Origin of the sequence: [Clostridium] hylemonae DSM 15053, from assembly GCF_008281175.1 — a bacterium.
Lineage (GTDB): Bacteria > Bacillota > Clostridia > Lachnospirales > Lachnospiraceae > Extibacter > Extibacter hylemonae.
The window spans coordinates 2,090,717-2,116,871 of sequence record NZ_CP036524.1; the positions used below are offsets into that span (position 1 = coordinate 2,090,717).

25 protein-coding genes and 1 other annotated feature (1 of these 26 only partly in view) are annotated in these 26,155 nt (G+C 46.8%); of the genes, 2 read left to right on the forward strand and 23 right to left on the reverse strand.

What is annotated here, in order from left to right; translation table 11 throughout:
• Positions 1–176: a binding site (T-box leader), on the reverse strand; it reaches 73 nt to the left of the window's first position.
• Between the two features lie 61 nt (positions 177–237).
• The 15 genes from LAJLEIBI_RS09700 to LAJLEIBI_RS09770 form a co-directional block, all read right to left on the reverse strand.
• A complete protein-coding gene (locus tag LAJLEIBI_RS09700; protein WP_006441644.1) occupies positions 238–1,623 on the reverse strand; it encodes an alanine/glycine:cation symporter family protein in 1,386 nt (461 codons plus the stop codon).
• A gap of 500 nt (positions 1,624–2,123) precedes the next feature.
• Positions 2,124–2,348: a hypothetical protein gene (locus LAJLEIBI_RS09705; protein WP_006441646.1), complete on the reverse strand. Its 225-nt coding sequence runs from the start codon at positions 2,346–2,348 to the stop codon at positions 2,124–2,126.
• 105 nt (positions 2,349–2,453) lie between these two features.
• Positions 2,454–3,611, reverse strand: coding sequence for a CDP-glycerol glycerophosphotransferase family protein (locus LAJLEIBI_RS09710; RefSeq protein WP_006441647.1), 1,158 nt, complete (start codon positions 3,609–3,611; stop codon positions 2,454–2,456).
• A 30-nt stretch (positions 3,612–3,641) separates the two neighbouring features.
• Positions 3,642–4,934: a DUF4874 domain-containing protein gene (locus LAJLEIBI_RS09715; RefSeq protein WP_006441648.1), complete on the reverse strand. Its 1,293-nt coding sequence runs from the start codon at positions 4,932–4,934 to the stop codon at positions 3,642–3,644.
• Positions 4,935–4,981: 47 nt separating this feature from the next.
• Positions 4,982–5,968 (reverse strand): glycosyltransferase family 2 protein, encoded by a 987-nt coding sequence (locus LAJLEIBI_RS09720; protein WP_006441649.1) that lies wholly within the window; start codon positions 5,966–5,968, stop codon positions 4,982–4,984.
• Positions 5,969–5,980: 12 nt separating this feature from the next.
• Positions 5,981–7,045 carry a glycosyltransferase family 2 protein gene (locus LAJLEIBI_RS09725; protein ID WP_006441650.1) on the reverse strand — a complete coding sequence of 355 codons (1,065 nt, stop codon included), beginning with the start codon at positions 7,043–7,045 and terminating at the stop codon, positions 5,981–5,983.
• Positions 7,046–7,049: 4 nt separating this feature from the next.
• Complete coding sequence (locus LAJLEIBI_RS09730; protein ID WP_006441651.1) at positions 7,050–8,543, reverse strand: lipopolysaccharide biosynthesis protein; 1,494 nt, start codon at positions 8,541–8,543, stop codon at positions 7,050–7,052.
• The gene (pelG, locus tag LAJLEIBI_RS09735) at positions 8,530–9,987 is read right to left on the reverse strand and encodes an exopolysaccharide Pel transporter PelG (RefSeq protein WP_006441652.1); all 1,458 of its coding nucleotides are present in this window, start codon (positions 9,985–9,987) and stop codon (positions 8,530–8,532) included. The genes LAJLEIBI_RS09730 and pelG overlap by 14 nt, the downstream gene beginning before the upstream one ends.
• Positions 9,987–11,408: a GT4 family glycosyltransferase PelF gene (gene pelF / locus LAJLEIBI_RS09740; RefSeq protein WP_006441653.1), complete on the reverse strand. Its 1,422-nt coding sequence runs from the start codon at positions 11,406–11,408 to the stop codon at positions 9,987–9,989. Before pelF ends, pelG begins: the two co-directional genes overlap by 1 nt.
• Positions 11,405–13,060, reverse strand: coding sequence for a hypothetical protein (locus LAJLEIBI_RS09745; RefSeq protein ID WP_006441654.1), 1,656 nt, complete (start codon positions 13,058–13,060; stop codon positions 11,405–11,407). Before LAJLEIBI_RS09745 ends, pelF begins: the two co-directional genes overlap by 4 nt.
• Positions 13,057–13,803 carry a glycosyltransferase family 2 protein gene (locus tag LAJLEIBI_RS09750; RefSeq protein ID WP_006441655.1) on the reverse strand — a complete coding sequence of 249 codons (747 nt, stop codon included), beginning with the start codon at positions 13,801–13,803 and terminating at the stop codon, positions 13,057–13,059. Before LAJLEIBI_RS09750 ends, LAJLEIBI_RS09745 begins: the two co-directional genes overlap by 4 nt.
• Positions 13,800–16,019 (reverse strand): hypothetical protein, encoded by a 2,220-nt coding sequence (locus LAJLEIBI_RS09755; RefSeq protein WP_006441656.1) that lies wholly within the window; start codon positions 16,017–16,019, stop codon positions 13,800–13,802. Before LAJLEIBI_RS09755 ends, LAJLEIBI_RS09750 begins: the two co-directional genes overlap by 4 nt.
• Positions 16,020–16,025: 6 nt before the next feature.
• Entirely contained in the window at positions 16,026–16,943 is a 918-nt protein-coding gene (locus LAJLEIBI_RS09760) for a hypothetical protein (RefSeq protein ID WP_242654896.1), read from the reverse strand.
• A 14-nt stretch (positions 16,944–16,957) separates the two neighbouring features.
• Positions 16,958–19,081 carry an NAD-dependent epimerase/dehydratase family protein gene (locus tag LAJLEIBI_RS09765; RefSeq protein WP_006441658.1) on the reverse strand — a complete coding sequence of 708 codons (2,124 nt, stop codon included), beginning with the start codon at positions 19,079–19,081 and terminating at the stop codon, positions 16,958–16,960.
• Positions 19,078–19,464, reverse strand: a complete 387-nt coding sequence (locus tag LAJLEIBI_RS09770; protein WP_227055389.1) for a DUF2304 domain-containing protein — start codon at positions 19,462–19,464, stop codon at positions 19,078–19,080. The genes LAJLEIBI_RS09765 and LAJLEIBI_RS09770 overlap by 4 nt, the downstream gene beginning before the upstream one ends.
• Before the next feature lie 189 nt (positions 19,465–19,653).
• Here LAJLEIBI_RS09770 and LAJLEIBI_RS09775 point away from each other — a divergent pair, with 189 nt between their 5' ends.
• Together LAJLEIBI_RS09775 and LAJLEIBI_RS09780 are read left to right on the forward strand one after the other, a co-directional pair.
• On the forward strand, positions 19,654–20,376 hold the full coding sequence (locus LAJLEIBI_RS09775) for a LytR/AlgR family response regulator transcription factor (RefSeq protein ID WP_006441660.1): 723 nt from the start codon (positions 19,654–19,656) through the stop codon (positions 20,374–20,376).
• Positions 20,373–21,731 carry a sensor histidine kinase gene (locus tag LAJLEIBI_RS09780; protein ID WP_006441661.1) on the forward strand — a complete coding sequence of 453 codons (1,359 nt, stop codon included), beginning with the start codon at positions 20,373–20,375 and terminating at the stop codon, positions 21,729–21,731. Before LAJLEIBI_RS09775 ends, LAJLEIBI_RS09780 begins: the two co-directional genes overlap by 4 nt.
• Before the next feature lie 110 nt (positions 21,732–21,841).
• Here LAJLEIBI_RS09780 and LAJLEIBI_RS09785 read toward each other — a convergent pair whose 3' ends face one another.
• Genes LAJLEIBI_RS09785 through LAJLEIBI_RS09815 form a run of 8 tightly spaced genes read right to left on the reverse strand, consistent with a single transcriptional unit; the run spans position 21,842 to position 26,151 of the window.
• Positions 21,842–22,183: a DUF4368 domain-containing protein gene (locus LAJLEIBI_RS09785; protein ID WP_006441662.1), complete on the reverse strand. Its 342-nt coding sequence runs from the start codon at positions 22,181–22,183 to the stop codon at positions 21,842–21,844.
• Positions 22,184–22,199: 16 nt separating this feature from the next.
• Complete coding sequence (locus LAJLEIBI_RS09790) at positions 22,200–23,144, reverse strand: recombinase family protein (protein WP_330362738.1); 945 nt, start codon at positions 23,142–23,144, stop codon at positions 22,200–22,202.
• A gap of 31 nt (positions 23,145–23,175) precedes the next feature.
• Positions 23,176–23,325, reverse strand: coding sequence for a cyclophilin-like fold protein (locus LAJLEIBI_RS19765; RefSeq protein WP_006441664.1), 150 nt, complete (start codon positions 23,323–23,325; stop codon positions 23,176–23,178).
• A 5-nt stretch (positions 23,326–23,330) separates the two neighbouring features.
• Positions 23,331–23,747, reverse strand: a complete 417-nt coding sequence (locus tag LAJLEIBI_RS09795) for a cyclophilin-like fold protein (RefSeq protein ID WP_006441665.1) — start codon at positions 23,745–23,747, stop codon at positions 23,331–23,333.
• A 26-nt stretch (positions 23,748–23,773) separates the two neighbouring features.
• Positions 23,774–24,622, reverse strand: a complete 849-nt coding sequence (locus LAJLEIBI_RS09800) for an aldo/keto reductase (protein WP_006441666.1) — start codon at positions 24,620–24,622, stop codon at positions 23,774–23,776.
• Positions 24,622–25,311 (reverse strand): DUF4405 domain-containing protein, encoded by a 690-nt coding sequence (locus tag LAJLEIBI_RS09805; protein WP_006441667.1) that lies wholly within the window; start codon positions 25,309–25,311, stop codon positions 24,622–24,624. Before LAJLEIBI_RS09805 ends, LAJLEIBI_RS09800 begins: the two co-directional genes overlap by 1 nt.
• On the reverse strand, positions 25,308–25,994 hold the full coding sequence (locus tag LAJLEIBI_RS09810) for a carboxymuconolactone decarboxylase family protein (protein WP_006441668.1): 687 nt from the start codon (positions 25,992–25,994) through the stop codon (positions 25,308–25,310). Before LAJLEIBI_RS09810 ends, LAJLEIBI_RS09805 begins: the two co-directional genes overlap by 4 nt.
• The gene (locus tag LAJLEIBI_RS09815) at positions 25,981–26,151 is read right to left on the reverse strand and encodes a maltose acetyltransferase domain-containing protein (RefSeq protein ID WP_006441669.1); all 171 of its coding nucleotides are present in this window, start codon (positions 26,149–26,151) and stop codon (positions 25,981–25,983) included. The genes LAJLEIBI_RS09810 and LAJLEIBI_RS09815 overlap by 14 nt, the downstream gene beginning before the upstream one ends.
• Positions 26,152–26,155 lie beyond the last annotated feature (4 nt).

The window sequence follows — 26,155 nt, forward strand, 5'->3', positions numbered from 1 at the left end:
TACTAACATACACTCCTGATTGATAACGGGTTCGGTTCCCGACACACCATACTCTCAACTGATTTCAGGCTGCCCTCGAAAGTCCATTCAACTATCTCCTTCATACGGCAATCGCACCACCTGCCGCTCTCTTGGATGTTGTAAGATAATCTACTCCTCTTTCTCAACGGTTTTTCTTATTTACAACTTATACTTTAATTCACCAAAGTGCATTTGTCAAGTCAAATCTGATTTTTTCTAATCTTTGATAACCGGTACCGGTGTATCGTCTTTCGCGTCGAGGTCGTTTATGTACTTCTTCGTCTCTTTCACGATAACATTGGACAATAACAGTACCGCAACAAGGTTTGGAATAGCCATCAGCGCATTCAGCGTATCGGCGATCAGCCATACAAGGTCAAGAGCTATGATCGGAGCGATCGCTGCAACGAGCAGATAAATTATACGATATACGAACATAACTTTACTGCCTGCAAAATATTCCACACAACGCTCTCCGTAATATGCCCATCCAAGAATCGTAGAGTAGGCAAAGGAGATGATGCCAAGTGTCAGAATAACAGGTCCGAGGTACGGAATCTGGCTAAATGCCATAGATGTAAGAACACCGCCATTTTCAATCGTATCTGCGTTAATAGATGGATTCTTCATGATCGTCGTAACGAGTACAAGGCCTGTCATAGCACAAACAACTACTGTATCCCAGAATGTACCTGTGGATGATACGAGCGCCTGACGAACCGGGTTTCTCGTCTGAGCTGCTGCCGCCGCGATAGGCGCAGAACCCATACCAGACTCATTAGAGAATAATCCTCTTGCAGCACCCATCTTCATGGCTATCATAAGACCGCCGCCCACAAGACCGCCTGCCGCGGAGCCAGGTGTAAACGCAAGTCTTCCGATCGTTGCAAGTGCAGGGATGATGAAATCATAGTTCATACATAAAATAACAATACATCCGATGACGTAGAAGATAGCCATAAAAGGAACTAACTTCTCACATACTCTGGCGATAGATTTGATTCCACCGAAGATAACGATTCCGGTAAGAACTGCAACTACGATACCAACCGGCCATTTTGGAATGCCGAGGTTTTCGTTACATACAGTTGCGATCGCGTTAACCTGTGTCGCACAGCCGATACCGAAGGATGCAAATCCTGCCAGCACCGCAAAAGTAACACCGAGCCACTTCATGTTAAGTCCGCGTTCCAGAGCCCACATGGCACCGCCCTGCATACGGCCGTCTTCTGTCTTCACTCTGTACTTGACTGCGATCAATGATTCAGAATACTTTGTCGCGATCCCGAATACACCGATGAGCCAGCACCACAATACTGCTCCTGGTCCTCCGATCGCAATGGCCGTACCTACACCGATGATATTACCGGTTCCGATAGTCGCTGCCAGAGCGGTCGTAAGTGCTCCGAACTGAGATACTTCACCTTCTGCTTCCGGGTCTTTTGTCACCGACAGTTTAATACCCTTTGAGAGTGTCTTTCTCTGGATAAATCCTGTACGGATCGTCATAAATACATGGGTACCAAACAGCAGGATGATCATGAACCAGCCCCATACCCAGCCATTGATGGTTGTTACGAAAGAATTAATAGCATCAAACATATTATTCCCCCTTCTCTTTCCTTTGATTTTAGTATGCACTTTCTGATATAAATAGTACTACGATAAAAACAAACAGGTGTCGACATCTGTTGTCGACCGCCCCCCTGTATCACCTAAAAACATTGTACATGAATTTGTAGAAAATAGCAACTATCGTTATAATATTGACATTCAATTCGTCATAATGACGAAATAATAAAGATTATTCTTCATTTTTCAAATCGTTAAATAAATAACTAACGAATTTATCTCACAATTTGCGCGGCTATTTCCTGCCGACAGCAAAACAAAAAGACCCCGAAGGTATATTCCGCCTTCGGAGTCTTTGTATATTCTGTATAGGCTGTACAATGCAGTACTATATATCGTATGTTACGAAATCATATTAACATATAATTCCATTTCCTGCAAGCCCGTTTCGCATGATCTCTTTATACCGCCCTGTACTTTATATACCTTTTGCAGTATCTTTCTGAAGATGATCTTCCGTCTCTGAATACCTATGTACTTTGTCCTTCCTCAGCGTTGATAATATCGGCAGCTTCCTGTACGGTAAGATGATTCTCCCGAAGCAGCTCATATAAAGCTTTTAACTCCTGTTCCTGCTGTCTGGCAGCCACCTCGTCCCTCTGCCGGCAAAGCGCGTCCAGCCTGCCCTGGACCTTTGCGATCTGTTCATCCAGCGCCCCGAGCTGCTCTTCATACGATTTTGTCCGTCTGGCCATTTAATACTCCACTCCTTCGTCCATATTTTAGATTATAGGTAAAATATATGGACAGACTCCGTCAAATATGACCGAATCACTGCAAAAAAGCGGGTATCCGTATTTTTACTTTATTTTCTCCAGAATGATATGCGCGATCACTTCTGCGCCGCGTCCATCCTCCCTCATATCTGTCCGCTCCATAAAGTCTCTGCATTCTTCCCGGTATTTTCCGGCATCAAAAGACAGGATCCGGCAGGCAAGCTCCTCTTCGCTGCGTGCCGCAGGAAAGGGCAGTTCGTCGAATGAAAAATACAGCTCTCTTTCTTCCTCCACATATTCATTCAAGTCTTTTGCGAGCAGAAACACCGGCTTCCCTGTCAGCATAAACTCAAACATGCTCCCGGAATAGTCCGTGACAAGTAAATCTGCCGCCGCCATCAGTTCCTGCATATCTGGATAATCCGTCACCTCCCTCACCCGGTCTCCTTCCTCTGCCTCAGATACAAGGTCCGCCACATTTGGATGAAGTCTCTCAAAGCATACATACTTTCCCCCGAACCTCTTTTCACACGCTTTAAGGCACGGCCCGGCGCAGAACCGGTATACTTCCCTGTCCGCCCTGCTGCGGAAGGTGGGCGCATACAGCAGGATCCGTGTATCCGCCTCCAGACCGTAAGCCCCTCTCACCATATTCCGGACCGCTTCCGGCGGACGCATCAGAACCGCATTTCTCGGATGGCCGCAGCGGAGCACCTCACCGTTATACCAGAACCTTTTCCGGTATTTTTCCTCTCTGAACCCATTGTTGGAATACATAAGATCTGTGGCCGCCGCATCCTTTCTTGCCCGTTTCACATATGAGCGGTCCAGCTGCGCCGCGTCTCTTTCATTCTTTTTAAGTCCGAGAGACGAATGCCATGTCTGAATATAATACTGCTCCTCCTTTTTTGGAACACGCATTGCACTTTTAAAATTATCTACCCATACGCCGGCTGTAGCCAGCTCATAGAGCGCCCTCGCACCTCCGTACTTCACCGGCCGGATTCCCGGCGGAAATTCTTCTGTCAGGTCGCGTGCCAGCCAGACCAGATCCAGTGCTTCTTCGCTCCTTAACAGTTCAAGTGCGATATACTTCGGATCGCATCCGAAGCCCCGCCCGCCGAAATTGTCAAACACTACTTTATTCTTCTTTGCCGGAAGTACGGCCAGCCACCTTAATGCATATTCACAGACAGCGCTGTACACCTTCCGGAGCCATCCCCGCCCAAAATATTTTCTCATTCCTTGTCTCCTTTATGCCATATCCTCATTTTACCTCTTTGGACATATAAGAAAGTTTATCCCGTTCTCGTACACGATCTTCTCATTTGCCAGGCGGAGACAGTAAGGCTCTTTTATCTCCTCTTCACTTTCCCTGGAGATCTGTATCCCTACGGCAATACCTTCTTTCTCCCCTTCCTCCCCTGCAAACGGATTATCGGCTGCCGCACGGAAGGTTCCCTTTTCTTTGTCTTCCATACCGCCGCCGGCTTCCACCTTGACGGTCTTCTCCCCGCACTTCAGAACAAAATATACATGGTATGCCGGGCTGAGCATGGCAAATCCGCTGTTCCTGACATCCGCCTCTATTTGTATCGTCTCTTTCCGCTCATAATGCCTGTCTGTTTTTAACGTCTTGACCCACGGCCGGCATCCCAGATACATCTTAATATAGGCATCGCCCGGCATGCCCCTGTATTTTTGCCCGCCCCACAGTTCCCACACTTCATAGTTATACTCCTGATTAAGATAAGAAAGACTCAGCTGGCGCGCTTCTTTTACTACGTTGCCAATCTGTGAGAACCCGCTCACGAACGGCATCTCTCCGCCGTTAAACGGAACCTTGATATTCTCTGCCGACCAGATGAGGTCGTCCTCTCTGCCGTAGTCTTCCCGGTATGTGCCCAGATCGCTCTCACTGGAGAAGAGCCCGTCATTGTATACTCCAAGTCTTTCTGTATCAAGTCCCCGCTCTTTGGCCTCCCGGATAAATTTCTGACGCCGCACTGAAATGGGAATGGCACGGTCCAGTGTTTTTTCCCACTCTTCCACCACTTCCATCCGGTAGCGCTTCTCATCCATGTATCTGCTCTGCGTCCACTCGCCAAAAGCTCCTATCATGCCGGCCTGTACGCCCGCCAGACAGCTTTTGTGTTCATTCAGCACTTCCCCGATCTGCCGGATATGCGCCAGCATTATCTCAAATGCAGGATCCTCATACTCGCCGGCAAAGTCATATGCTGCCCGGAAGATAACGGAAAGCTTAAGTTCCTCCGCCTTATCAAGAGCCCTCGAAAGCTTATTAAGCTTATCTTCCGGGATCACATCAAGCTCCCTCTCATCGTCCAGATCATAAGTGAGCAGAACGACCCGGTAATCCGGATGCCGTCTTACCACATCACCCAGTCCTTCCGCATCCCCTGCGCTCCATTGGAAATATGCCCCTTGATAAGGATTTGCCACCATATCTTTTGTCTCCTCAAAATAAAACGTGCGGACGGCATTATACTTTGACAGCATCAGAGCCCCGGCTGCCAGCAGGACTATGGCCGTCAGTATCCACACGTTTCTTCTCCTTTTTGTTCCCGAGTTTCTTCTATTCACGTGCTGTCTTACACCTCCCGGAATATTTTTTCAAAAATGCCGGCGATCACCCCATACATCCTGGGCGATGCGCGATATATCTTTAGCGCCGCCCGGTCCGTCATTTTTACAGCGTCTTTTATATTCTCCCGGTATGCCCTGTAGCCGGCCAGCCATTCTTCTCTCAGACGCGCCGTCAGATCCTTTCTCTCGGGCAGAAAGACGGACACCCTGTACCATGCGATGGAAAGCTGGAGCAGATACCGTTTCTCGGCATATCTTTCCAGCTCTTTGTCTCCCTCTTTCCGGAAGTAATCAACCGCTTCTTCGAGGGCGCGTATCTTATCCAGCCGTCTTTCGCTGTAGCTGCTGTTCATAATACTGTCCCCGCGCTGGAGATAACCGTATAATTCCTGCGGCGATATGACGACCTTATCCGCGATATACAACACACGGTATGTCACAAATTCATCCTCGTGCGTCCTCCCCTGCGGATACTCTAGCAGCGGTTTCAGCCGGGCATGGTAAAGCTTCCCCCACGCGGTGATCATCTTTCTGTCATTCTCTGCCACGATTTTGTACACCGCTTCTCTTCCTGTACAGATCCGGACGGATGTTTTCACTTTTTCGGGACGGCTTTTTCTTCCCCTGTCCTCCCATACGGACCGATAGCCACAGACTGACACCTCCGCGCCGTATTTCTGTGCATTTTCAAAGAGCACTTCCAGATAATGCGGATCTACGCTGTCATCACTGTCGATATAAGTGATATACTCGCCTGACGCCCGTGCCAGCCCCGCGTTCCTCGCCCCGGACAACCCCTTATTTTCCTGGTGGAACACACGTATCCTGCCGTCCTTCTTTTTATATGCATCACAGATCCCGCCGCTTTTGTCCCTGGAACCATCATCCACCAGAATAAGCTCAAAGTCCCGATACGTCTGATCCAGAATAGAACAGATACATTTTTCTAAATACTTTTCCACATTATAAACAGGAACGATAATACTGATCATTCATTTACTCCTTTATTTAAGCACTGACGCGGCATATCTTTTCATCACAGGATAAAAGAGATAGAACAGCATACAGATCCATTCCACCTTTCCCCGTCTTACTGCCCGCAGACAGAGCGTATAGAACAGGCGCTGAGGGAGAGACGGAAGTTCCCTGAGATACATGGACGCTCTGCAGTTTTTCACTGTTTCGCTTATCTTTTCTTCCTCTGAAAAAGTACATGCTCTGCGCCTGAGCGCCGCCAGACTTTTCCCTTCATATGGTATGTTCTTGATGAGCGACCAGCAGAAAGTACGCGCGGTCAGAGGAATGACCATATCCAGATTTTCCTCCAGCACGCCGTTCTCCTCCAGATACAGGATAAGCTCCCTGATCATAGCCGCGCTTTTCGTATGTACGTCACTGTCCGGCTTTCTTGTCGTGGACGGATGTTCTGTCACGTAATAGCAGACCGGACAGTCCATGCAGTAAAAGACAGGTCCCCTGCTCCATACTTTCAGGTTAAACAGGAAATCCTCCATGTTCACCTTCCTGATATCGTCCATGGCCAGATGGTTGTCGGTCAGGAATTTTCTCCGGTACAGCTTGTTCCACACATATCCGAAGGCACTTTCCGTCTTGACGCAGTGGTATCTCTTCACCTCATCCGGGCGCCCTTTTCGTCTGATATAGCCGCTGCCGGGCACGTGGACCTGTTTTGTCCCCGTCTTTTCCACACGGTAATATCCGCCCATCGTGACATCCGCCTCTGTTTCTTTTGCCTTCTTATACAGCCTGTAGACTGCTTTTACGTCCACCCAGTCATCCGCATCCGCAAAACAGACATATTTGCCCGACGCAGCCTGGAGCCCGCAGTTCCTCGCAATACCCTGTCCGCTGTTTTCAATGTGTATGATCTTGATCCGCGGGTCATTTTTTGCTGCCCGGTTTAAAATATTCCATGTATCATCATCGGAGCCGTCGTCAATAACAATGATCTCTATTCTTTCATCTTTATTCCACTTCCTGATCTCACCGATACACTTTCCTACGCACGCCTCTCCGTTATATACCGGTATAATAAAACTGATCTCCATAAACTCACCCCTGTTTTTTTCTTATCATTCGCAGCGCCAGATAAAAGAGTATGTAACAAATATTTGCCGCTGCGGCGCACGCCGCCCCCTTCAGGAGAAATCCCCCTGTTCCGCTCCCTGAAAAGCAGCCGGACACAAGCCCGGCAGCCATAAACGAACATGCCATCTGCAGTAGTGTAAGCACCTGATAATAGAGTTCATTTATGTAACTTTTCTTAAAATATCTGTATACTACAAGCGGTTCATACCAGAAGAGTGTTACAGCTGACGATATGGTCGTCGCAGTCAGAATTCCCGCAAGTCCCCACATTTTCCCCATGATAAAAGAAAGAACAATATTGAGAAGCCCTTTTATAAGTATCATCTGCTTTATATTGCGGAAAAGCCCCGCCCCTTCTCTGTACATCTTTGTCGCAAACCTGCACGTTTCCAGATAATAATTCACGATAATGATAAGGATGATCTCCTTGGTCAGCTGCGGCACAGAGCCCATCCACAATTTCAGGAAATCCTGGACGAGATAATAAAAACATACGACAGTCGCTCCTGTCATCCAAGAGTTCAGAAACGAGTAGAACCTAAACTGCGCATACTGCTCCTCCGTTCCCTTTACGGAAAGCATCTGGCCCACCCTGGCCGTTATCGCCTCGTAAAACGCAGATACAAGACTCGTGATGCCGGCAATGATAAACTGATAATTAGAGTAGACTCCGACCATGGCCGTGCTGATGAACCTGGAAATAAATATATTATCTGTATTGCTTATAAGCACCTTGCCAAACCGGTACATCACCATGTCAGATACATTGGACTTGATCCGTTCTGTCTCCGCGCTGCCCAACGGCTCTGTATATACGAAAAGAAACGGATAGCGGCTTTTTAAGTACCGGCCGAAGATATGGTTTATGAGTAGATTTTTAAACAGAATGCAGATGACAAACGCCTCATAGCTTCTGAAAAACTTCAGCACAAGGATCTCGGCGGCAAGCGCCGCAGCGTCCACACCGCCTGTTACAGCCGCCACAAAATACCTCCGCTGGTCTGCCTGTATAAAATAATTTCTCACCATGTACCTGTTATAAAGGACAATGGAGAGCATAAACGTCAGAAATGTGACCGCCACCTCTGTGTCTTTGATAGAAGCATTGACTGAAAAAACAGCAGGCAGCGTCGTCAGAATACCTGCTCCTGTAAGTATCCAGGTCATCTTTTTATAGATGTTGTCATAGTGTCTGTAAATAGCTGTAAGCTGCGCTTTGTCGTTCCTCGCCAGCGGCCCGTAAAAGCTGAACAGCATTGCTGTGCCTGCGCCGAAATAGGCAAACGATAACACGTCACAGAAGTTAGAATACAGGCTCTGGAGCCCCAGATACTCCACGTTGAGATAAATACAGATCACCCGTTTTGAGATCAGATTAATAATGAGCGAAACAATCTGGCTCAGCATACTGACGATGATATTCCACTGCATTAATTTTCCGTCTCTATCCTGCCGCATTATTCTCCTTCTTTCGATAGATGATTTTTCCTTTGCTCGATGATTTCATCGTGTCGATCACCTTGTAATCGCAGAAGATAAACGTATCCAGATTACGTTCTATCCATCGGATCCTGAAAAAGCTGTACGTCCATCCTGCCAGCATGCCGAGAAACACGCCGGCGCCCCAGAATGGGACAGACCACGTACTGGAGAGCAGGCTTGCGGCCAGTGTGACAGCAAAAAACAGCGCTCCTGTTATCACAGCCCCTGTCATATCTGCAAAATAGTAAAGATATATGATATTGCCGTACATCATGAATATTCCGAGGAACGCCACGACAAGTACCGGATATATGGCCATCGTGACACTGTCAAACCCTATCTTCGTGCCAAAGAGGATGAGGAACAGAAATATGACTGAAGTAATTGCCATCTGAGTACCGAACACCTGGATGATCTGCTGTGACAGCGTGCGGAACAGCTTTTTCCTCGCCTTCACGATCATCTTGTACGTACCGCCGATCACTCCCTCCATATATTCCTTATAAGCATTGTGGAACCTTGTCTCCACCACGACCATAAATGAAATCATGACTGAAATATTTGTGAACATTGCAAGGCATGAAGCCATATCATACGCCTGGTGGCTGTAAAATGTAGACGCCACAAACAGACGGCTCGGCGCGGTCCAGAACACAAAGTTATGTACGTAAAGCCCCAGAATGTAGAAAAGATTTGCCGCCAGCAGTTTCTTAAAGATTCCAAGATAAGGCAGACATTCTCCGTAAGCCCGGGACACACTCCGGAAGTATCTCTTAATATAAGAGAAATCCAGCACTGCTATGAGGAAAAACCCCAGCGACAGACCATATATAATGGAGTGTACCGCGTCCTGGTCCAAAAGCTTATAAAAAGCGAAGGCCGACAGGAAGCAGACAAACATACCGATGAAAAAAAACAATGCGATAATTTTATAGTCCTTCGTAGCATGAAGGTAGGTGATCGCAAAAAACAGGATGACGAGGGATATCCACTGCACGTAAGCCGCAAGAATAAAAGGAATGTCGATCCCTCCCCTTACTCTCAGGCTCCATCCGACCGGAAGAAACAAAACCGTCGCCAGGATACAGCAGATCGAATTCCCGGTATAATAGGACGCCAGTATGTTGGAATATTCTTCCGTATAAAATTTATCCGCCAGATACCGGGAAAAGACAACGTTAAACGGAGCTGTCAGTATGACAGAAAAAATAAAAGTGTACAAAATGGTGGAAGACAAAAGCTCTCTGTCCGCATAGGACACCTTCGTCATGCCGAGAAAAAAGTAGAGCAGCAAAATAGCGGCGATGACCATGAGCATAGGTCCCACCGTAACGACAGAACTGTACACGACCCCGAGCATCCCCCTTGATATACTTTCTTTTCTGTAAATCTTTTTTAACTCAAATCCGATACCAGCCATTATCTGCCCTCCCTGCTCTTTGTCATCTCTTCATAAAGACTTCGGTATTTCCCGAATACTTCTTCTTCGTCATAATACGCTCTGACCCGTCTGTATCCGGCCTCTCCCATTTTCCTGCGCTCTGTCTCATTCTCTGCCAGTCTCAGTATGGCCCTCGCGATTTCTGAAACGCCCATCACAGGCACGATATAGCCCGCATGTCCATAATCATCCCGCTCCCCTTCGATGAGCCCTCTGCTGTTTCCTACATTCGTCGCTATACATGGACGTTTGGCAGCAAAGCCTTCCAGTATGGACAGCGGCTGTCCTTCACTGATACTTGTCAGAATAAGGAAATCCATCTTTCCGATGTATTCTTTTACATCGATCGTCCCTGTAAAGACCACATTTTCTATCTCCATGTCGCGGACCATGTCACGGCATTCCTGCGCATATTCTTTTGCCTCTTCCATGCTTCCCATGATCCACAGCTTAAGCTTCGGATTCTTGTTCCTTGCAAGCGCAAACGCGCTGAGCATCGTCTTGACATCTTTGATCGGCGTAACGCGCAGTACCGCGCCGATGTTGATGCCCCTGTCACCTGCTTCTTTCCCGGGGATGTCCTCGTACTTGCGGTAATCCACCCCGTTTGGAATCACCACTGTCTTTTCCTTTGCACATCCAAGTTCGATCTGAAACGCCCTCGCGTCGTCAAAAAGTGACACTACCCTGTCTGCATATTCGTAACAGCATTCCCCTATCTTTTTGAACTGGTCGATCCATATATCTTTATAGATCCCGCTCACCCAGTCGGCTTTTATGATCTCCTCCTCCCTTTCTCTTGTGTACAGACCGTGCTCGCTCATCAGAAAAGGCGCTCCGTGAAGGCATTTCTGCATGCTTCCCCAAATTCCGGCATAACCGCTTGATACGGAATGATACAGATCTGCTCTTTCTGTCCTGGACTTAAGTATGGTAAACAGCGGCAGATAAAGAGAACGCATCGTCCAGAGGAAATCCGAAAAGACGACTCTCCTGAAATTGGCATTGTAATAGTCAAGGGACATCTTAAAAAAGTCCTTCCCTGACAGCAGAGCGTTCAATGAGACGTCCTTCTCTGCAAAAAAGCGGATGATGACGCTCCAGTCCGGACTGCTTTCAAACAGCAGATTTTCAAATGCATCGTATTCTTCCCCTGTGAGGGAGACCTTTTTCTGTGTCCGGTTATCCACATAATCATCATCCAGCAGATATACTTCCTGAATCTCGCTGACATTGGACGGTATTTTATATTTGAACTGCTGCCTCTCATCGGGGGACGCAGCTATCGTCTGGACGACAAACTCCACATCCGGCATACTGAGCATAAGCCCCTGCACCCAGCTGGACACTCCTCCTGTAACATATGGATACGCACCTTCAACAATTAAGCAAACTTTCATCTTTCCTTCTCCTCATATTCAATACTCACATGTTCATCTGCTGCTTCCACGAGATAGAAGCCGTCATACAGTTTTGTCAGCTCTGCATTTTTCACCGTTTTTACAGTTCCGGGCAGCGACAGGTAAAAATATGCCCTGCCTGTAAAATTACCGATGTCAGCATCTATTCTTGTACCGGAGTAATCGATCTTTGGCTTCATCATGTCAAAGGCCTTCACCCTGTATATCGCCTCGCCCACAGTGACCCGCTCAAGCCAGGACAGATGTTCTTTCTCTACTCCAAGTACAGTTTCCATACTGCGGCAGAAGTCCACCCAGTCATCTTCCTCCTTTTTCTCCGGTTCTCTCAGGAACGGCTTTACATCTGCGTAGACGGCGTTAAATCCGGCTCCCCTGCACAGCCCCAGATTGTCGAAGATCACATTGTCGTATTTCTCATCTTTTATAAGATTATACGGGAGGCACACTTCCCGGCTCTCATCATCCGTCCACTGAAAAGAGGATGTCCACAGCGCAAGTCTGTTGCCAAACGGTGAGTCTACCGTCTCTTCTGCGCCGGCTGTTCCTATTTCGTCCTTTTTTTCTTCTATCCCTTCCAGATGGTACTTAAGCAACTCATTCCCTGTCTTTTTCAGTTTCTTCTTATCGGTACTGTACCAGGTCGTCTCCGCCCCGTAGCGTTCTTCACACCGCTTGAATTCCGGAAAGAAGATATCGTTTTGAACGCCAAGGCTGTCTCTTTCATATTCTTTGTCCAGAAACTCTGACGAGAACTCATCTGTATAAGGCATTCCTGACACGGCAAAGCAGTACGCGTTGATGACCGGATACATATATACCTGATACAGATCTGTAAACAGAAAGCTCACGGCTGCATACCCGACGGGCCCGCTCATCAGCTGCCGGTCCGCCACATAGACACTGCCGCAGCTTACATTTCTTTTATACCGCCAGAATACGGGCGACAGATTCTCACTTTTAACGTCTCCCTTTTCCAGGGCCGATGCGTACACTTCTGTCTGGGGCTTTAACGTCACCGCTTTAAGAGAAAACTTTTCTTTATTCTCAGTTATACTGCCAAACAAAAGCTTTTCCGTCAGACGGATCCCCGTCTTTTTCTGCATCCCTTTATACCTTTCTACCCCTGTCAGACTCCTTACTCCCGCGTCTTCCAGGGCTCCCGCATCAGGTATATTTGTAAAAAACAGCGTCATCCCCGCCTCATTATACCGGCGCAGGAGTTCGATCTCATCCTGCTGGAAAAAAGTCCGGCACACAAACAGGATCTCGGCCCGCCCGCAATCCTCAAGCTGCTCTTTTACCTGGAACTTTTCTTTCATATTCTGAAGCTGAAGCGACGCCACTTTAAAGCCGCCGCCCTGCCCCCATATCATGATATCCGAGGCTTCCTTCTGCCGGTTTTCTGCCGGAGCGTTCTCCTGCTTTCCGGCAAGCCTGACAACCTTTTTGTATTCCGCGCGCTGGTCCACTTCCAATTCATCTTTCGCCTGCAGGCTCCTCCAAATATTGTTCAGGTTCCCCATAAAAAGGAAGACGCACAGAAGACAGAAAAGTATGACGACCGTGTAGACAAATATATATCTTCTGAGCTGATTATTTTTGGAAAAATCTAATTTATTCAGCAGCTTCATGTTCTGCTCCCTGTCTTGCACCGCACATAAGCATTCCATGTGCCAAGCAGCATTAAAATCATGTATTTTCCTGCTTTCAGCCAGCTTGAATGCATGGATTCACCAGCCGTGCGCTCACACATTACCGCCGGCACTTCCTCGATTTTGAATCCAAGGAGAAGCATCTGTACGATCATGTTAAGATCCGGATATTTCAGGTCAAAATTGTTGTATCTGGAGTAAAAAGAAAATGCCCGCCTGTTCAGTCCCTGCAGTCCGCTTGTCGGATCGGTCAGGCTCTGTCCCGTCACCCGCCTGATGATCCATCTGAAACAGCTGATGGCGCACTTCTTCATCGCAGAAATATGAAAAGACTTGCTTCCTTCCAGGAATCTGGAGCCGATGACAATATCCGGATGTCCTCCCTTTTCGCTGCCAAAACAGCCAAGCCGTTCACACACGGTCTTTATGTTCGACAGATCATGCTGTCCGTCCGCATCTATCTGAAGCAGATATTCATAATCGTTTGCCGCCGCGTACTTATACGCAGTCTGAAGCGCCGCGCCGTATCCCATATTAAAGATAAGCCGTATGACCTTAAAGCCGGAATCTTCTGCGATCTGGGCTGTGTGGTCCAGGGATCCGTCATCGATCACGAGAACGTCCATGAACTCTTTTATTCCCATAACGCTCATTCCATTGAGGAGTAAACCTATATTCTCCTCCTCATTATAAGCCGGTATAATTATCAGTATTTTCTTCATTTGATCTCACCTGCGCTTTCCTTTGCCAGTTGTTTATAGTCTACGGACAGGTTTAATGTAAAATAGGCATCCTGCTCAATTTTATACACTGTGACCTGTTCGTCACTGTAATATTCCGATACATGGTTCGGATATATCTGCCTGATCGTCTCCATCCAGAAATGCAGTTTGGACATTACAATATTCCTCTGAAAATAATACGGAGCATCCGCGCCGTGCAGCGCATCCTCACTCACATCCCAGTCCACATCCTGAAGTGCCAGGACGCCGCTGATCTCACCTGTATTTTTCGGCGAAGCGGCATCGCTTCTGTCAATCTCTCTGCGGTCATCTAAAAATGATATCGGATGGTGTTCTGTCACCACATAGATATCCGGTGTCGGTATATAGATCCGCTTTTTGCCCCTGTCTATTTCTTTCAGCAGATCAACGATCTCATAGTGGAAGCCGTTATATCTTATGACCGACAGATCATTCGTAGGTGACAGGACGGTCCACGTATTGTCCTTATGCTCTTCACACAACTTGAGGCAGACCCTCATATCCCCTTCCGAGATGGTGATATTGAAATACCGCTCTTTTTTTATCCTGCCGGAGTTTATCAGCCCTGCGACGCTGCCAAGCACGATAAAGGCAAGTAAGAATTCCGCATGCCTTTCCTTTACGCCGGCCTTCCTGAGAACACAGAAGACTGCTTCAAAAGGCAGGCACAAAAGCGGGATCGTAAAAAATGTCAAAAATGTCGCCATACGTTTTACTTCTATTACAGTCGGTAGGTTCAGATAATACGTACAGGAAAGGAATGCGCACACCTGCCACAGAACTGCCCAGAAAAGATAGCCGAGATATTTAAGCTTTGCTCTTCGCGACAGGATGATCCCAAAGAGGGCGTATGCCGCCAGCGCCATAAGTCCACGTACCGTTTTTTTGTCCGTCCCATAATTTGCAGTCAGATAGCCGGTCTCTGCGTCAAGCAGCTCCTTCACAAGACCTGCGGCGTTCTTCTGATTCCTGATGTCTTCTGCCGTGACGCCCTCTTTCTTCTTATCAGCCGGAGCATCCCCGCTCTCCGACACAGCGGTCGTATCTACAATTCCAAGCGCCCATGCGATAGAACGTTCAAATTTATAGCCGTTCAGCAGACCGTAGGCGTACGGGGCGCACGCCAGTATAACTCCGGCGAGGCCGCCGGCAGCGAGACAAAGCAGCAGTTTCTTTTTAAGAATAGGAACTGCAAACAAAAGGCCAAAGCACAGACAGATGATCAGACATAAGATGGTGATGTAAAAATGGGCCATCAGCGTCCATGCGATACACGCCGCAAATAATATCAGATCCTTTCTGTCCTTTTCTCTTATATAGGAAAACAGGGCGTATACCATGCCAAAGGCAGCTACAAGGCCAAACTCCATCGGAAAGGAGAACTGGAAACGCACATACGATACCGATGAGAAAATGTCGGCCAGAACAAACAGACTCCAGCCTCCCAAAGCTGCAAATCTATTCGAGAAGCATTTCCTAAACAGCATGTAGGCCGCCGCAAATATCAAAATGACAGACAGGACCGAAAAGTTCAAATACACTCTCACGAAATTGAGCGGCATCAGAACCCCGAGCGCCGCATTCAGAGTATGTACCCCATGTGGATACATGCCCGCGGGAAAAATATCCCCGTGTATGAGCGAACCGATCCAGTACAGATGTGTCTCTTCATCCGTATGTCCATAAGCCGTATTGTGCAGTTTATACCAGCCGTAAAACCACACGATCCATGCCATGACGAGACCAAAAAGAATCATTTCCAAAAGATTACCGTTCAAAAGTCTTTTCTTTTCAGCCAGATATGATCTTATACGGCTGTTTACCCTGGCACGCAACACATGAAATCCATACGTGCCGATGATCAGCTCCTTCAGCACTTTGATCCACTTCCTGTACCGGACGGCTATTCTCTTCCTCTCTCTCACCGCGGTCAGCGACAGCGGCAGAAGTACAAGTGTAAAAAGCAGAGACGCAAAGTTGACAAAATGCAGAAAGCCAAGCAGCAGAACTATGTAATTGATATAAAGGTTTCCCAGACACTGGTAACAGAAAAAGCGGAAGGTCCGTTCCTTCTGCGCCACATATTTCCCAAGGCATACCGACGGCAGCACGAGCGTTAGAAAAAGATAGCCCGCCATGCTCCATATGATCGTCCATACATTCTCCCATATCATCAGTATCTACCATCCTGTCCGGCCGTAAAAACGCACCCACTCCAGAGCTTCCCCGTCCAAAATCAGCGGGGATTCCCGGATCTGTTTTAAGGCTTCCCTGAATCTCATCTCATCCCCCGAGGCAAAGTAATATTTCAGCACCGCTTTGACCGCGGGCAGGTCCGATTCCATATATTCTCCGGCACGCTCCGCCCATTTGCCGGCACAGGCACCGTCCCCGATCTCCATCCAGAGTCCTATAATATCGGCCAGCATATCGCCGCTCAGCTTTTCTTTGTCTTTTCTGTAAAGTTCCTCCAGATAACCGTCAAAATAAACGAGATATATCCTCTGTTCAGGAACACTCAGCACATGTTTGTGAAGCATGTTACTGCAGAACCTGAGATAGATCAGGAGGGCATCCGCATCTTTGCTTTTTTCATATATTTCTCTAAGCCTCTTCTCTGTCTCTTTGTACCTGGCGATCGCATCGGTAATGTAGGAGGCAGCATAGTGGACGACCTCTGAGTCTCCCTGCGCCATGGCGCCCCGGATCCTCTGCATATAATCTTCTGCGTCAGGCCGCTTCAGCACTTCCAGAAATGACTGTCTTCTGTTCGCTGTATCCGATATTATGAGCGCCTCTTCCACCGGCACCCGGTCCACTTCCTTCTCGATATCATCGCTGATGATCATGCGGGTCCTCTTCTTACTAAAGCTCAGTTCCTCTTCATTCAGTAGTCCGTCTCTGCGGCGGAATAACACGATGTTTACTGCCTCGCTGCCGGCCAGAAAAACCGCCCCGGCCAGCGGCGTAAAAAACATAAACGCAGCCAGCAGAGCCGCCTTTCTGTATTCTTTTCTGACGACGCCCCTGTAAAGAAAATATATGAGCGCTACACACGTATTCACAATAAAAATCCATAAAAACAATCTGTTATTCAAGCTCTCTACTCCTATCATCCGACTATACTGTCTACTTGTATCCCGGCATTCTGAAATCTGCTCATAACGTATCCTGCCTCATCCCGGCTTGTATTCGCCAGGATTATGTACAGGTCTCCTGCTTTTTCACCGAGTATGTCTGTCTGCCTGACGAGGGAACATACCTTTTTATATACTGCTTCATTCCGACCCGCCATCAGTTTTCCCGGAACTTTCAGCATTGCATACTCCAGCTTGTTCTCTGCCGCGCCTCCTTTATATATCTCCTCGATTCTGTTAAATTCCTCTTCTCTTAGTACATCCGTTCCTTCTATGTATTGGTCCGCAAGCATGTTCCAGTAGGTCGTCGCATGGTTCATGGACGACTCGATCAGCCTGCATATGAGCGCAAGTGTGTTGGCTTCATAAAGATTTACTTTCGTGAGGTCTTTCGTCCAGAGCATGATGACCGCGCTGAGCTTATCTTTTTCATAGATTCCGCACGCATATGCGGGTAGTTTTGAATCTATTTCACGGTTTCTGTACACGGTTCTTTCAACGAGCTCCTGATGCATAAAGAAATCACTGCCCGCGTACAGAGACTTGCCAAGCTCTCTCGCCCTCTCTGAGGAGGCTGCTGCCAGACGCATATAGTCAGAATTTCCTCCTGTGATATAGACAGCGGCATCTTCCATCTCCATCAGTTCGCTCACCACGTCGACCGCCTGGAAAATAACTTTCTGAGGCTCCCAGAAGTCCAGCCTGCTGGCAACTTCATATATTCTGACCATACTGTTTTCATAATTTACAAGACGTTTTTCATATATTTCCTTCACATATCTGTTGCCGTCATATATTCTCGTCATGTCGACAAGCTCGCTCTCATAATACTTCTTCTCATCTTCCAGATCGCCGTTGCTTCTTTTGTATTTGTCCCGCATATAGCCGACGAGAACGCCAATGATGAGAATCTGCAGAAGCCCCGTGAACGCCGCATATTCAAACGTCTCTCCCACAAGAAACACTTCCCCTATTCTGGCCAGCAGCGTAAGAAGCGCCGCAAACAGAGAGTGCGCACAACCGTATACGACTGCGATGACAACGACATAAATAAGATAAAAATCCAGAATACTGCCAAGCCACGTGTCTTTAAACAGGTAATATAATATTGTAACAATGAAAAAAAGTCCTATATTCTCCGCAAGCGGGATAAGCTTTTCCCGGACTACGGACTTTTTCGTCTCTTCTCTTATTTCAAGCTCTTTTTCCTTTTCATAGATCTTAAATAACTCCCTCAAACCGTCTTCCAGGCTGTACTTTTCGTATGATCCCAGCTTTTCATTACTGTCTTTTCCTACGGCCGGCAGCGCTCCCTTTGTATATTCAAGCTCCCGGACATCTGTCTTACGTCCCTGTACGACATTCTCCACCGCTTCCAGGATCTGTCTCTCGGTATATACGGTTCCCGGAATGAGATAACAGGATTCTTTCTCTTCCTGCATAAACACACGTACGAGCACATCCACCGCATCTTTTACATACAGTATCCTGTGCTGCCGTTCTGCCTCTATCTCCACTGCCGGACTTCCCCAGAAACGCTCCATAATACGGGAACACACATTATAATCATGGGTTTTGTAGTCTCCGTATATCTCAGGATAACGGATAACACTGATCTGAAATTCACCCGGCCGGTTTTGTTCCTCACACATATATTCTGTCTGGATGACAGTCTGCATGAGCACAGAACCTGCTTCAAACTCTGTCTCATTGTCTATCATCCCGCCGCCTGTATTTTCGTAGACTCCAAGGGAGGAACAGTAGATCACCTGACGGATCCCCGCTTCTCTTGCACTCATCAGGAGATTTGTGACACCTGTGAGATAACGTACGGATTCCTGTCCGGTGTCCCTCCACGTATATTTCGTGTCACAGATCCCGAGGATTATCATAATATCTGCCTTAATATTCTTCATGACAGTACATACATTTTTGCTTCTGTAACTGAAATTATATTCCTGGAATACTCCGTTTCTCGGCTTTTCCCGGCGGTTCTTTTCCGAGCCTGTTATAACAAATATGTCATGGTTCTCCTTCTTAAGCCTTGTGATCAGCTCTCTGCAATAAATTCCATACTCTCCACATATCAATACTTTCATGATTTCTCCTGCTCTCCTTTTGTCTTACGTTCTATCTTTGTTTTCAGGTCCTTATTCTCGTCTTTCAGCAGTGTCAGCTGCATGGCCAGTTCTTTTATCTCTGTCTCCATCTCGGAGATCGTGATCGTGTGGCGCAGGATGATCAATATGATCACTACCAGCAAAAAGAATATGAGGGCTGCCGGCGGCCACCATATGCCGAGAATATCTGCCGCCCATGGCAGAATCTGCGGAAATACCGAGAGCAGAAGGAGGCCGAGAACACCGCCGAGCCAGAGTACCGCCTGATTCTCCGACAGGTTTCTCTTTTTCATCTCCAGACACAGCCCGTAAAACATGAGCAGACAGACCACTATTGAAATAATTTTTAATAAAATGCTCAATTATGTATTTCCTCCCCCTCTTTTCATATAATTTTCCTAATTATTCCAGAAGATGAATTGAAAAACAACAAAAACCCTCATGAACCGTTTTTTACAGCCTTAAGCCGGAGTATAATGGTATAAATTTCCTGATATAATTACCTTTATAAACTTGCTGTGACGAGTCCGGACAAAATAGGAGGAATTGAAATGCAGGCTATAATATGTGATGATTGCGCCGCTGACCGGCAGCTTTTGATAGACTACTGTGCAAGATATGGGAAGGAAAACCACCTGTTGATCGCAGCTGCAGGTATGGAAAATGCGGGCATGCTGCTTCGCAGCCGGAGGTCAAGAAATGCTGATGTACTGTTTTTAGATATCTATATGGAGGGGGCGTCCGGGATCGATGCCGCCCGTATCCTGCGCGGAAAAGGCTTTCGGGGCGCGATCGTATTCACGACAACGAGCAGGGAGCATTATGCCGATGGTTTTGATACCGACGCCTCCCACTATCTGCTGAAACCTGTATCCTGGCCATCCTTCTGCGAAGCCATGCGCCGCGTCCGGACAAGGCTCAATGTATATGACAGAACACTGCACGTGACCTCGGAGCGTATGGCGCTTGATATCGCGGTCTCCGGGATCCAGTATATTGAAGTATACGGACATAAGACCATTTTACATACGTCAAAAGGAGATATCACTGTGAGCCAGTCTTTGTCTTCTCTGGAGGAGGCACTCGGCGGCATCCCTTTTCTCAGATGCTACCGCTATTTTATTATCAATATGGATTATGTACAGAAAATAATGGAGGACAGTTTTCTCATGAAGGACGGAAGAAGAATCCCCATGTCCCGCGACAGACGGGCCCAGCTCCGCAGTTCTTACATGAGTTATATTTTTCAGAGAATGGAGGGAAAAAGAACATGATAGGTAGTATAAGCCATTTTTTTGTCATTTTTGTCCAGACAGCGGCCACTGCCTGTTTTTGTTTTTATATCTTTCACGACATGCTCAAAGCATGTTTTGCGCGCCTTGCAGTATATACTTTTTTTCTGTGCTGCTTCTGCGGATTTCTGTCTCTCACTGTATGTGAGATCTGCTCCCGCCTTCCGCTTGACGTTGATTCTGAACTTATTTCTCTGTTCATAATGTTCATCATCGGATACTTCTGCCTCCGTTCAGTCGTTTCTGAGAACAGCAACCGTATTTTATTCGTCCTTTATCTGTCGCTGCACGTGCAGTACCTCTGTCTGAGCGTCACCTATCTCGCCTATGCGGCGTGGTTTCCGGCACTGTCGGTCAATTACGACTATGTCCCGGCAGACGTACCCGGCTACACGCTGCCCATCCTTCTGCTCGGCCCTCCTTTTGCCGTCATTACCCGCAGGATCTATACGACTCTCAGACAGGCCGATGATACCGTATATCATCGTATCTGGTTTATCCCGCTGCTGTTTCTCCTGCTCTATTGTGTTCAGGTTCTGTTCTATCCGGTATCACAAAAGGACACTCAGGCAGAGGCAAACCTAATGAGGCTCATCATCTCAATATGCGCTTTTGTGACATATTCACAGATGGCAACGGCAGTCGCCCAGTCTGCAAAAGCCACAAAAGAAAAGGAAATACATACCCAGCTTGCCCACCAGCTTGACCTGCAGCGCTCCAGAATGGAAGACATCGAGACCCACGCGGAGGAAATCCGCCGGATACGGCACGACCACCGCCAGCACATGCAGGTACTCAAAGGATTGCTGGAAAACGGCGATACCGGCAAGGCTCTTGATTATCTGAACGGTTATGAGACAAGTACCGCCGCAAATATCCAACCGGTATTGTGCGAAAACTTTGTTGTCAATACACTCTGCTGCCGTTATGAAACGCTGGCACTGCAGTCGGACATTGCCGTGACCCGCAAGCTGAAGCTCCCGCAGGATATAGCGATCGCAGGCTGCGATCTCGCCGTGATCGTGGGAAACCTCTGGGAAAATGCCGTGGCAGCCGCCCTGGACGCCGACAAGGAACACCGGTTTATCAGTCTCCACATCCAGGAACGGGACAACACCGTGTTCATACGTATGGAAAATGGCTACGGCGGTATCATCTATCAGAAAGACGGCCAGATCCTGTCCACCAAACCGGACCGGAACAAAACGCCGGGCGTCGGCATAGCCAGTATCAAGTCTGTGGCGGCCAGATATGACGGCATGGCAGATTTTGTTTACACACCGGAGATTTTCACCGCGTCTGTTCTGCTATATACAGGAGTAAAATCAGCACTGTAGAAATTTCAATAAAAAAGGAGCTGCTAAAAAAGATAACGCCCCATAAGGAAGTTTTTTATGTAAGGTACGGTGTAACCTCAGAAATGGGGTTGCACCGTTTCCTTTTGTCCTTATGCTACAAAACGGAAGTCCTGCGGATTTTCCCGTATTTCTTCCATCATAGCAAGAATTTCCTGTTCAGTAGGAATATCTATCATTCCTGCCGCCGTAAAGTCAATATCCACCTTTACATAGCAATGACTGCTTGATTTATCGTTGTTGTGTACTTCAATACGCTCAATAAGCGGAGTTACAAGGGTTGGTGTAAGCTCTGTAATACCCGTCATTTCACGCAGGGTACGGAGTAAAAGCCTTAAATCTGTAACTTTCTGATTTGCTTCCTGTAAGGTCTGCTGACTTTCAGCTACATCCTGCGTCAATGCTTTCTGTTCTTTTTCGTAGTTTTGAAGCATTTTTGCAAAGCGTTCATCAGACAGTACGCTCTTGATTTCGTGTCATACTTTTAGCGGCGGCAAAGTGCAGTTTTGCTCCGCAGTCTGCACAATATACCAATCCCGAAAAAAGACTTGTTCTGCCTGTGGCGGTGGGTCTGCGGCGGTGTTCTCTAAGTTCCTGCACCCTCAACCATTGTTCTTCGGATATTATCGGCTCTTGCATATTCGGAATGATTTGGTATTTTTGAGCGTGCGTCCTGCCGATACTTTCATAATAGGCAGACAGAACAAGTATTTGTTCTTCCTCTAACTGTCTTGCAATCTGTGACGGTCCTCGTCCTGCAAGGCAGAGGTCATAAATCTTTCTTACAATCTCTGCGGCTGGTTCGTCAATCATCCATTTCTCTTTTTCGTCAGGGTCTTTCATATACCCAAACGGAACAGTAGAAGAAACACGCTTTCCGTTATCGGCTTTCGACTGCCATACGGCACGGATTTTCTTTGAAGTCTGGGCCGCATACCATTCGTTGAATATATTGTAAAAAGGAAGCATTTCCATACCCTCGCCTGTAGTACTGTTCACATTTTCCTGTATGGATATAAATGTGATACCGAGCGACGGATAGACAATCTGTGTCAGTCTGCCTGCTTCCACCTGTTCTCGCCCGAAACGGGACAGGTCTTTTACAATAATCCTGCAAATCTTTCCTTCCTCGGCCATTCTCTGCATACGCTGAAAATCGCTTCGGTCAAAGCTCGTACCCGATATGCCGTCATCTACAAAGAACATTGTATTTTTGTAGCCCTGCTTCTTACAGTAATCAAGCAATATCTGTTTTTGATTGGATATGGAGTTGGACTCATCTTCGGTATGCTTTTTCCCGTCTTTCATATCTTCTACGGATAGACGGCAGTAGAGGGCCGTGATGAGTTCTTCGTTTGTTGCCTGCCCGTTTAATTTGTTTGTTGCTGTCGTAATTCTTTTAAATCTTCGATTATATTAACCACACTTATTTTTCAAGAGTTACAGAAAAACCACCCTGCATATTTGAAATCACCTCCATACCTGAATCAATATGTCCGAGGGAGATTAGTCCGTTTGAGTTGCGGAAATCCTTGTAGAAGATTGATAAATTGCCCCACGGCGCATACAGGCACAAATCACCTACATCGGGGCAAACTCGTCCGGCTCTCCCTCTGTGGGAAGTTCATTATCCATATAAGCAATTTTTTCAATGCCGTTGAAATCCCCAAAAATGAGTTCAAGGGGCAGCATATCATAAAGTGCATTGACAGCAGGGGTATCATATAATGTTACATCAAATTCTTGTCCGTCTATTGTCAGTTTCACTTTTCGTTCTCCTGTTTCGGGTGTTTCCGATGTTTCGGCATTGCTCGAAGATGAAGACGGTTTTTGTGAATTAACGGATTGATTTTCAGAAGTTTCAGAACTGTTTTGCATATCTGACTGCTCCTGTGCAGAACCTTGCTCGGAAACAGATGGCGTTGTTTTCTGTTCTGCACAGGCGGCAAGCCCGAAACACAGCAGTACACTTAAAAACAGTAAAATACCTTTTTTCATTGCTGTTCCTCCGTCCCTATTCGTTGTTATTTTCCGCTAAACACAGGGAAAAAGCTGTATTCGCCGTAATCCTTAAAATTCAGTGCCTTTAATGTTTCCATATCCTCATTTGAAATTTTAAAATCCAAATTGGCGTTATTCTGCATATGCTCTGCATTGGCAGTTTTCGGTAACGCAACCGTCCCTAAATTCAAGACATATTTAATGCACAACTGCGGAACGGAAACACCGTATTTATTAGCCATAGCCACAATGGTTTCGTTTTTCAAAGCCTCGCCGTGAGCAATCGGAGAGTAGGCCTCAACAACGATATTCTGCTGCTTGCAGAAATCAATTAGTTCCGTCGGTGTATTTCCGATATGAATAAGAAGTTGGTTTACCATTGGCTTGATTTCACAGTGAGCAAGCAAATTATCCAGATCGTCTATAAGAAAGTTTGAAACGCCGATCGCCTTTATTTTACCTGCTGTATAGGCGTCCTCCAGTGCTTTCCATACCTGTATGTTTTCTTCAAAATAGCGTTTGCCGCCACGCCATTCTGCCCACGGCTGGGGGCTGTGTATCAGCATAAGGTCAATATATGTGAGCCCCATTTTATCCAGCGTTTTATCAATAGATTTTGCGGCTGCGTCATAGGTTTTGGCTTCTGCCGCCACCTTGCTTGTAACAAAAAGTTCTTCTCTCGGAATACCGCAGGCTTTGATTCCTGTACCAACGCCCCTTTCGTTACCATAGGCTTGTGCGGTATCAATATGACGATAACCAATTTTTACAGCAGAAATAACCGCGCTATCCGCATTATCATCATCTATAAACCAAGTTCCAAGCCCCAATACGGGAACTTTTATACCATTTCTTAAAATTTTAAATTCCATTATGATTCCTCCGTTTTCTTCTTAAATTTCCGTATGAGTTTTGTGCTGTAATATGCAATAAAGATACAAAGTCCCATAAGGGCCAAATAATCTATGTAAAACAAAATTTTCGGTTCGCTGTAATTCAGAAATATGAACTCGCTTTTCAAAAACAGATAGGTTGGAAAAGCTCTGCTGATAAATGTCCAAACTCCATATCCGGCGATAGCCAATCCTATGATGAAAGCGATAATACTACGAACTTTTGAACTGCTTTTAATCCTTGCCGATTTTCGCAACACTCCCAAAATCATATTCCAATGAAGTCCCAAATGCAGGCTCATCAAAAGAAAGCCCCAGTATGATCCGAGAATATGAAGCCGGCGAGCCAAAGACATACCGCCACCAAATGGCAGGAAAACAAATACATAACGGGACATCACAATACCGCTATACATTTGAGCCAGCATAGATACAAGCACAAGGGAGGTGGTGCAAAGCGTTAAAATACGCAACGCATTGTATTTCCCTTTGAATAATGTTTTGTACCAATGCCCGTTTAGAATGTGGTGAGCGATAAAAAGGAGCAACATTCCGGCGCCCACCCATTCGTGAAGCGCCTCTCCCCACAAATGATAGCCCATTAAGAAAAGCAGCGCCAGCGTCATTAACATATCGACAGCTAATTTGATAATGGCTTTCGGTTTCATTGTTCCACCGCCTTGTTAATGCAGGTAACGGCGTTTAAGCTGCGGGGGTAGCCGATATACGGCAAGCACTGCGAAACAACACGAATCAAAAAGCCCTTGTCATTTCCCATATTCATATTTCCTTCTGCGTGAGCAATAAGCTGCGGTTCACAGCCGCCCTGTGCCATAAGAAAACAAAAGGTAATGAGTTCACGCTCGGAAAGATCAAGACCTTTTCGGGTATAGTAGTCGCCGAAACAGTTTGCCGCCAGCCAACGGTTGATATGTCCTGCTTTCCAAGCCTCTTTCATATGTTCGCCAAAGATTTCTGCCTGTGCTTCAATTCCTTTTTCCAGTCTATCATCAAGGGTGGTCGTTGCCTGTCCGTCAAGCGGAAGATCTATTCCGTTCTCGGTCAATATTTCATTAGTAACATTCAGAAAAGGCAACATTCTTCCATAACCCAAATAGTCGGTCGCTTGATAAACGATCTCCTTTGCGACTATCGGCGTAATACCGTTTTCCAACGCTTGGGGGATCATTTCTTTATAGGCATCCACACCTCCGCAGCCGATTAGTGTTGCCAAAATCGCCATATAGAGGGTAAAGGGTTCTAATTGCTGGTTTTCTTCGTTTATAACTTCATCAAATGCAAAATGCTCCAAGCGTTCTGCAAATTCGGGGTCTGTTTTATGTAATTCCATTTTTGTTTCTCCTTTCAGATTTTTTCAGTTCCATATTTTCGGCAGACAGACTGTTATATACCCGCATAAGGTCTTTTGCATTATTGCTCAAACGGCGAAGTTCTGAATCTCTTGTATCATAAAACTCGCCGCAGAGCATTTTCTCTTTTTCTGTCATAAGT

Coding starts and splice junctions, on each gene's coding strand:
- LAJLEIBI_RS09700 (WP_006441644.1), bottom strand. CDS start 1,623: ATGTTTGATGCTATTAATTCTTTCGTAACAACCATCAATGGCTGGGTA.
- LAJLEIBI_RS09705 (WP_006441646.1), bottom strand. CDS start 2,348: ATGGCCAGACGGACAAAATCGTATGAAGAGCAGCTCGGGGCGCTGGAT.
- LAJLEIBI_RS09710 (WP_006441647.1), bottom strand. CDS start 3,611: ATGAGAAAATATTTTGGGCGGGGATGGCTCCGGAAGGTGTACAGCGCT.
- LAJLEIBI_RS09720 (WP_006441649.1), bottom strand. CDS start 5,968: ATGATCAGTATTATCGTTCCTGTTTATAATGTGGAAAAGTATTTAGAA.
- LAJLEIBI_RS09725 (WP_006441650.1), bottom strand. CDS start 7,045: ATGGAGATCAGTTTTATTATACCGGTATATAACGGAGAGGCGTGCGTA.
- LAJLEIBI_RS09730 (WP_006441651.1), bottom strand. CDS start 8,543: ATGCGGCAGGATAGAGACGGAAAATTAATGCAGTGGAATATCATCGTC.
- pelG (WP_006441652.1), bottom strand. CDS start 9,987: ATGGCTGGTATCGGATTTGAGTTAAAAAAGATTTACAGAAAAGAAAGT.
- pelF (WP_006441653.1), bottom strand. CDS start 11,408: ATGAAAGTTTGCTTAATTGTTGAAGGTGCGTATCCATATGTTACAGGA.
- LAJLEIBI_RS09745 (WP_006441654.1), bottom strand. CDS start 13,060: ATGAAGCTGCTGAATAAATTAGATTTTTCCAAAAATAATCAGCTCAGA.
- LAJLEIBI_RS09750 (WP_006441655.1), bottom strand. CDS start 13,803: ATGAAGAAAATACTGATAATTATACCGGCTTATAATGAGGAGGAGAAT.
- LAJLEIBI_RS09755 (WP_006441656.1), bottom strand. CDS start 16,019: ATGATATGGGAGAATGTATGGACGATCATATGGAGCATGGCGGGCTAT.
- LAJLEIBI_RS09765 (WP_006441658.1), bottom strand. CDS start 19,081: ATGAAAGTATTGATATGTGGAGAGTATGGAATTTATTGCAGAGAGCTG.
- LAJLEIBI_RS09775 (WP_006441660.1), top strand. CDS start 19,654: ATGCAGGCTATAATATGTGATGATTGCGCCGCTGACCGGCAGCTTTTG.
- LAJLEIBI_RS09780 (WP_006441661.1), top strand. CDS start 20,373: ATGATAGGTAGTATAAGCCATTTTTTTGTCATTTTTGTCCAGACAGCG.
- LAJLEIBI_RS09785 (WP_006441662.1), bottom strand. CDS start 22,183: ATGCTTCAAAACTACGAAAAAGAACAGAAAGCATTGACGCAGGATGTA.
- LAJLEIBI_RS09795 (WP_006441665.1), bottom strand. CDS start 23,747: ATGAAAAAAGGTATTTTACTGTTTTTAAGTGTACTGCTGTGTTTCGGG.
- LAJLEIBI_RS09800 (WP_006441666.1), bottom strand. CDS start 24,622: ATGGAATTTAAAATTTTAAGAAATGGTATAAAAGTTCCCGTATTGGGG.
- LAJLEIBI_RS09805 (WP_006441667.1), bottom strand. CDS start 25,311: ATGAAACCGAAAGCCATTATCAAATTAGCTGTCGATATGTTAATGACG.
- LAJLEIBI_RS09810 (WP_006441668.1), bottom strand. CDS start 25,994: ATGGAATTACATAAAACAGACCCCGAATTTGCAGAACGCTTGGAGCAT.
- LAJLEIBI_RS09815 (WP_006441669.1), bottom strand. CDS start 26,151: ATGACAGAAAAAGAGAAAATGCTCTGCGGCGAGTTTTATGATACAAGA.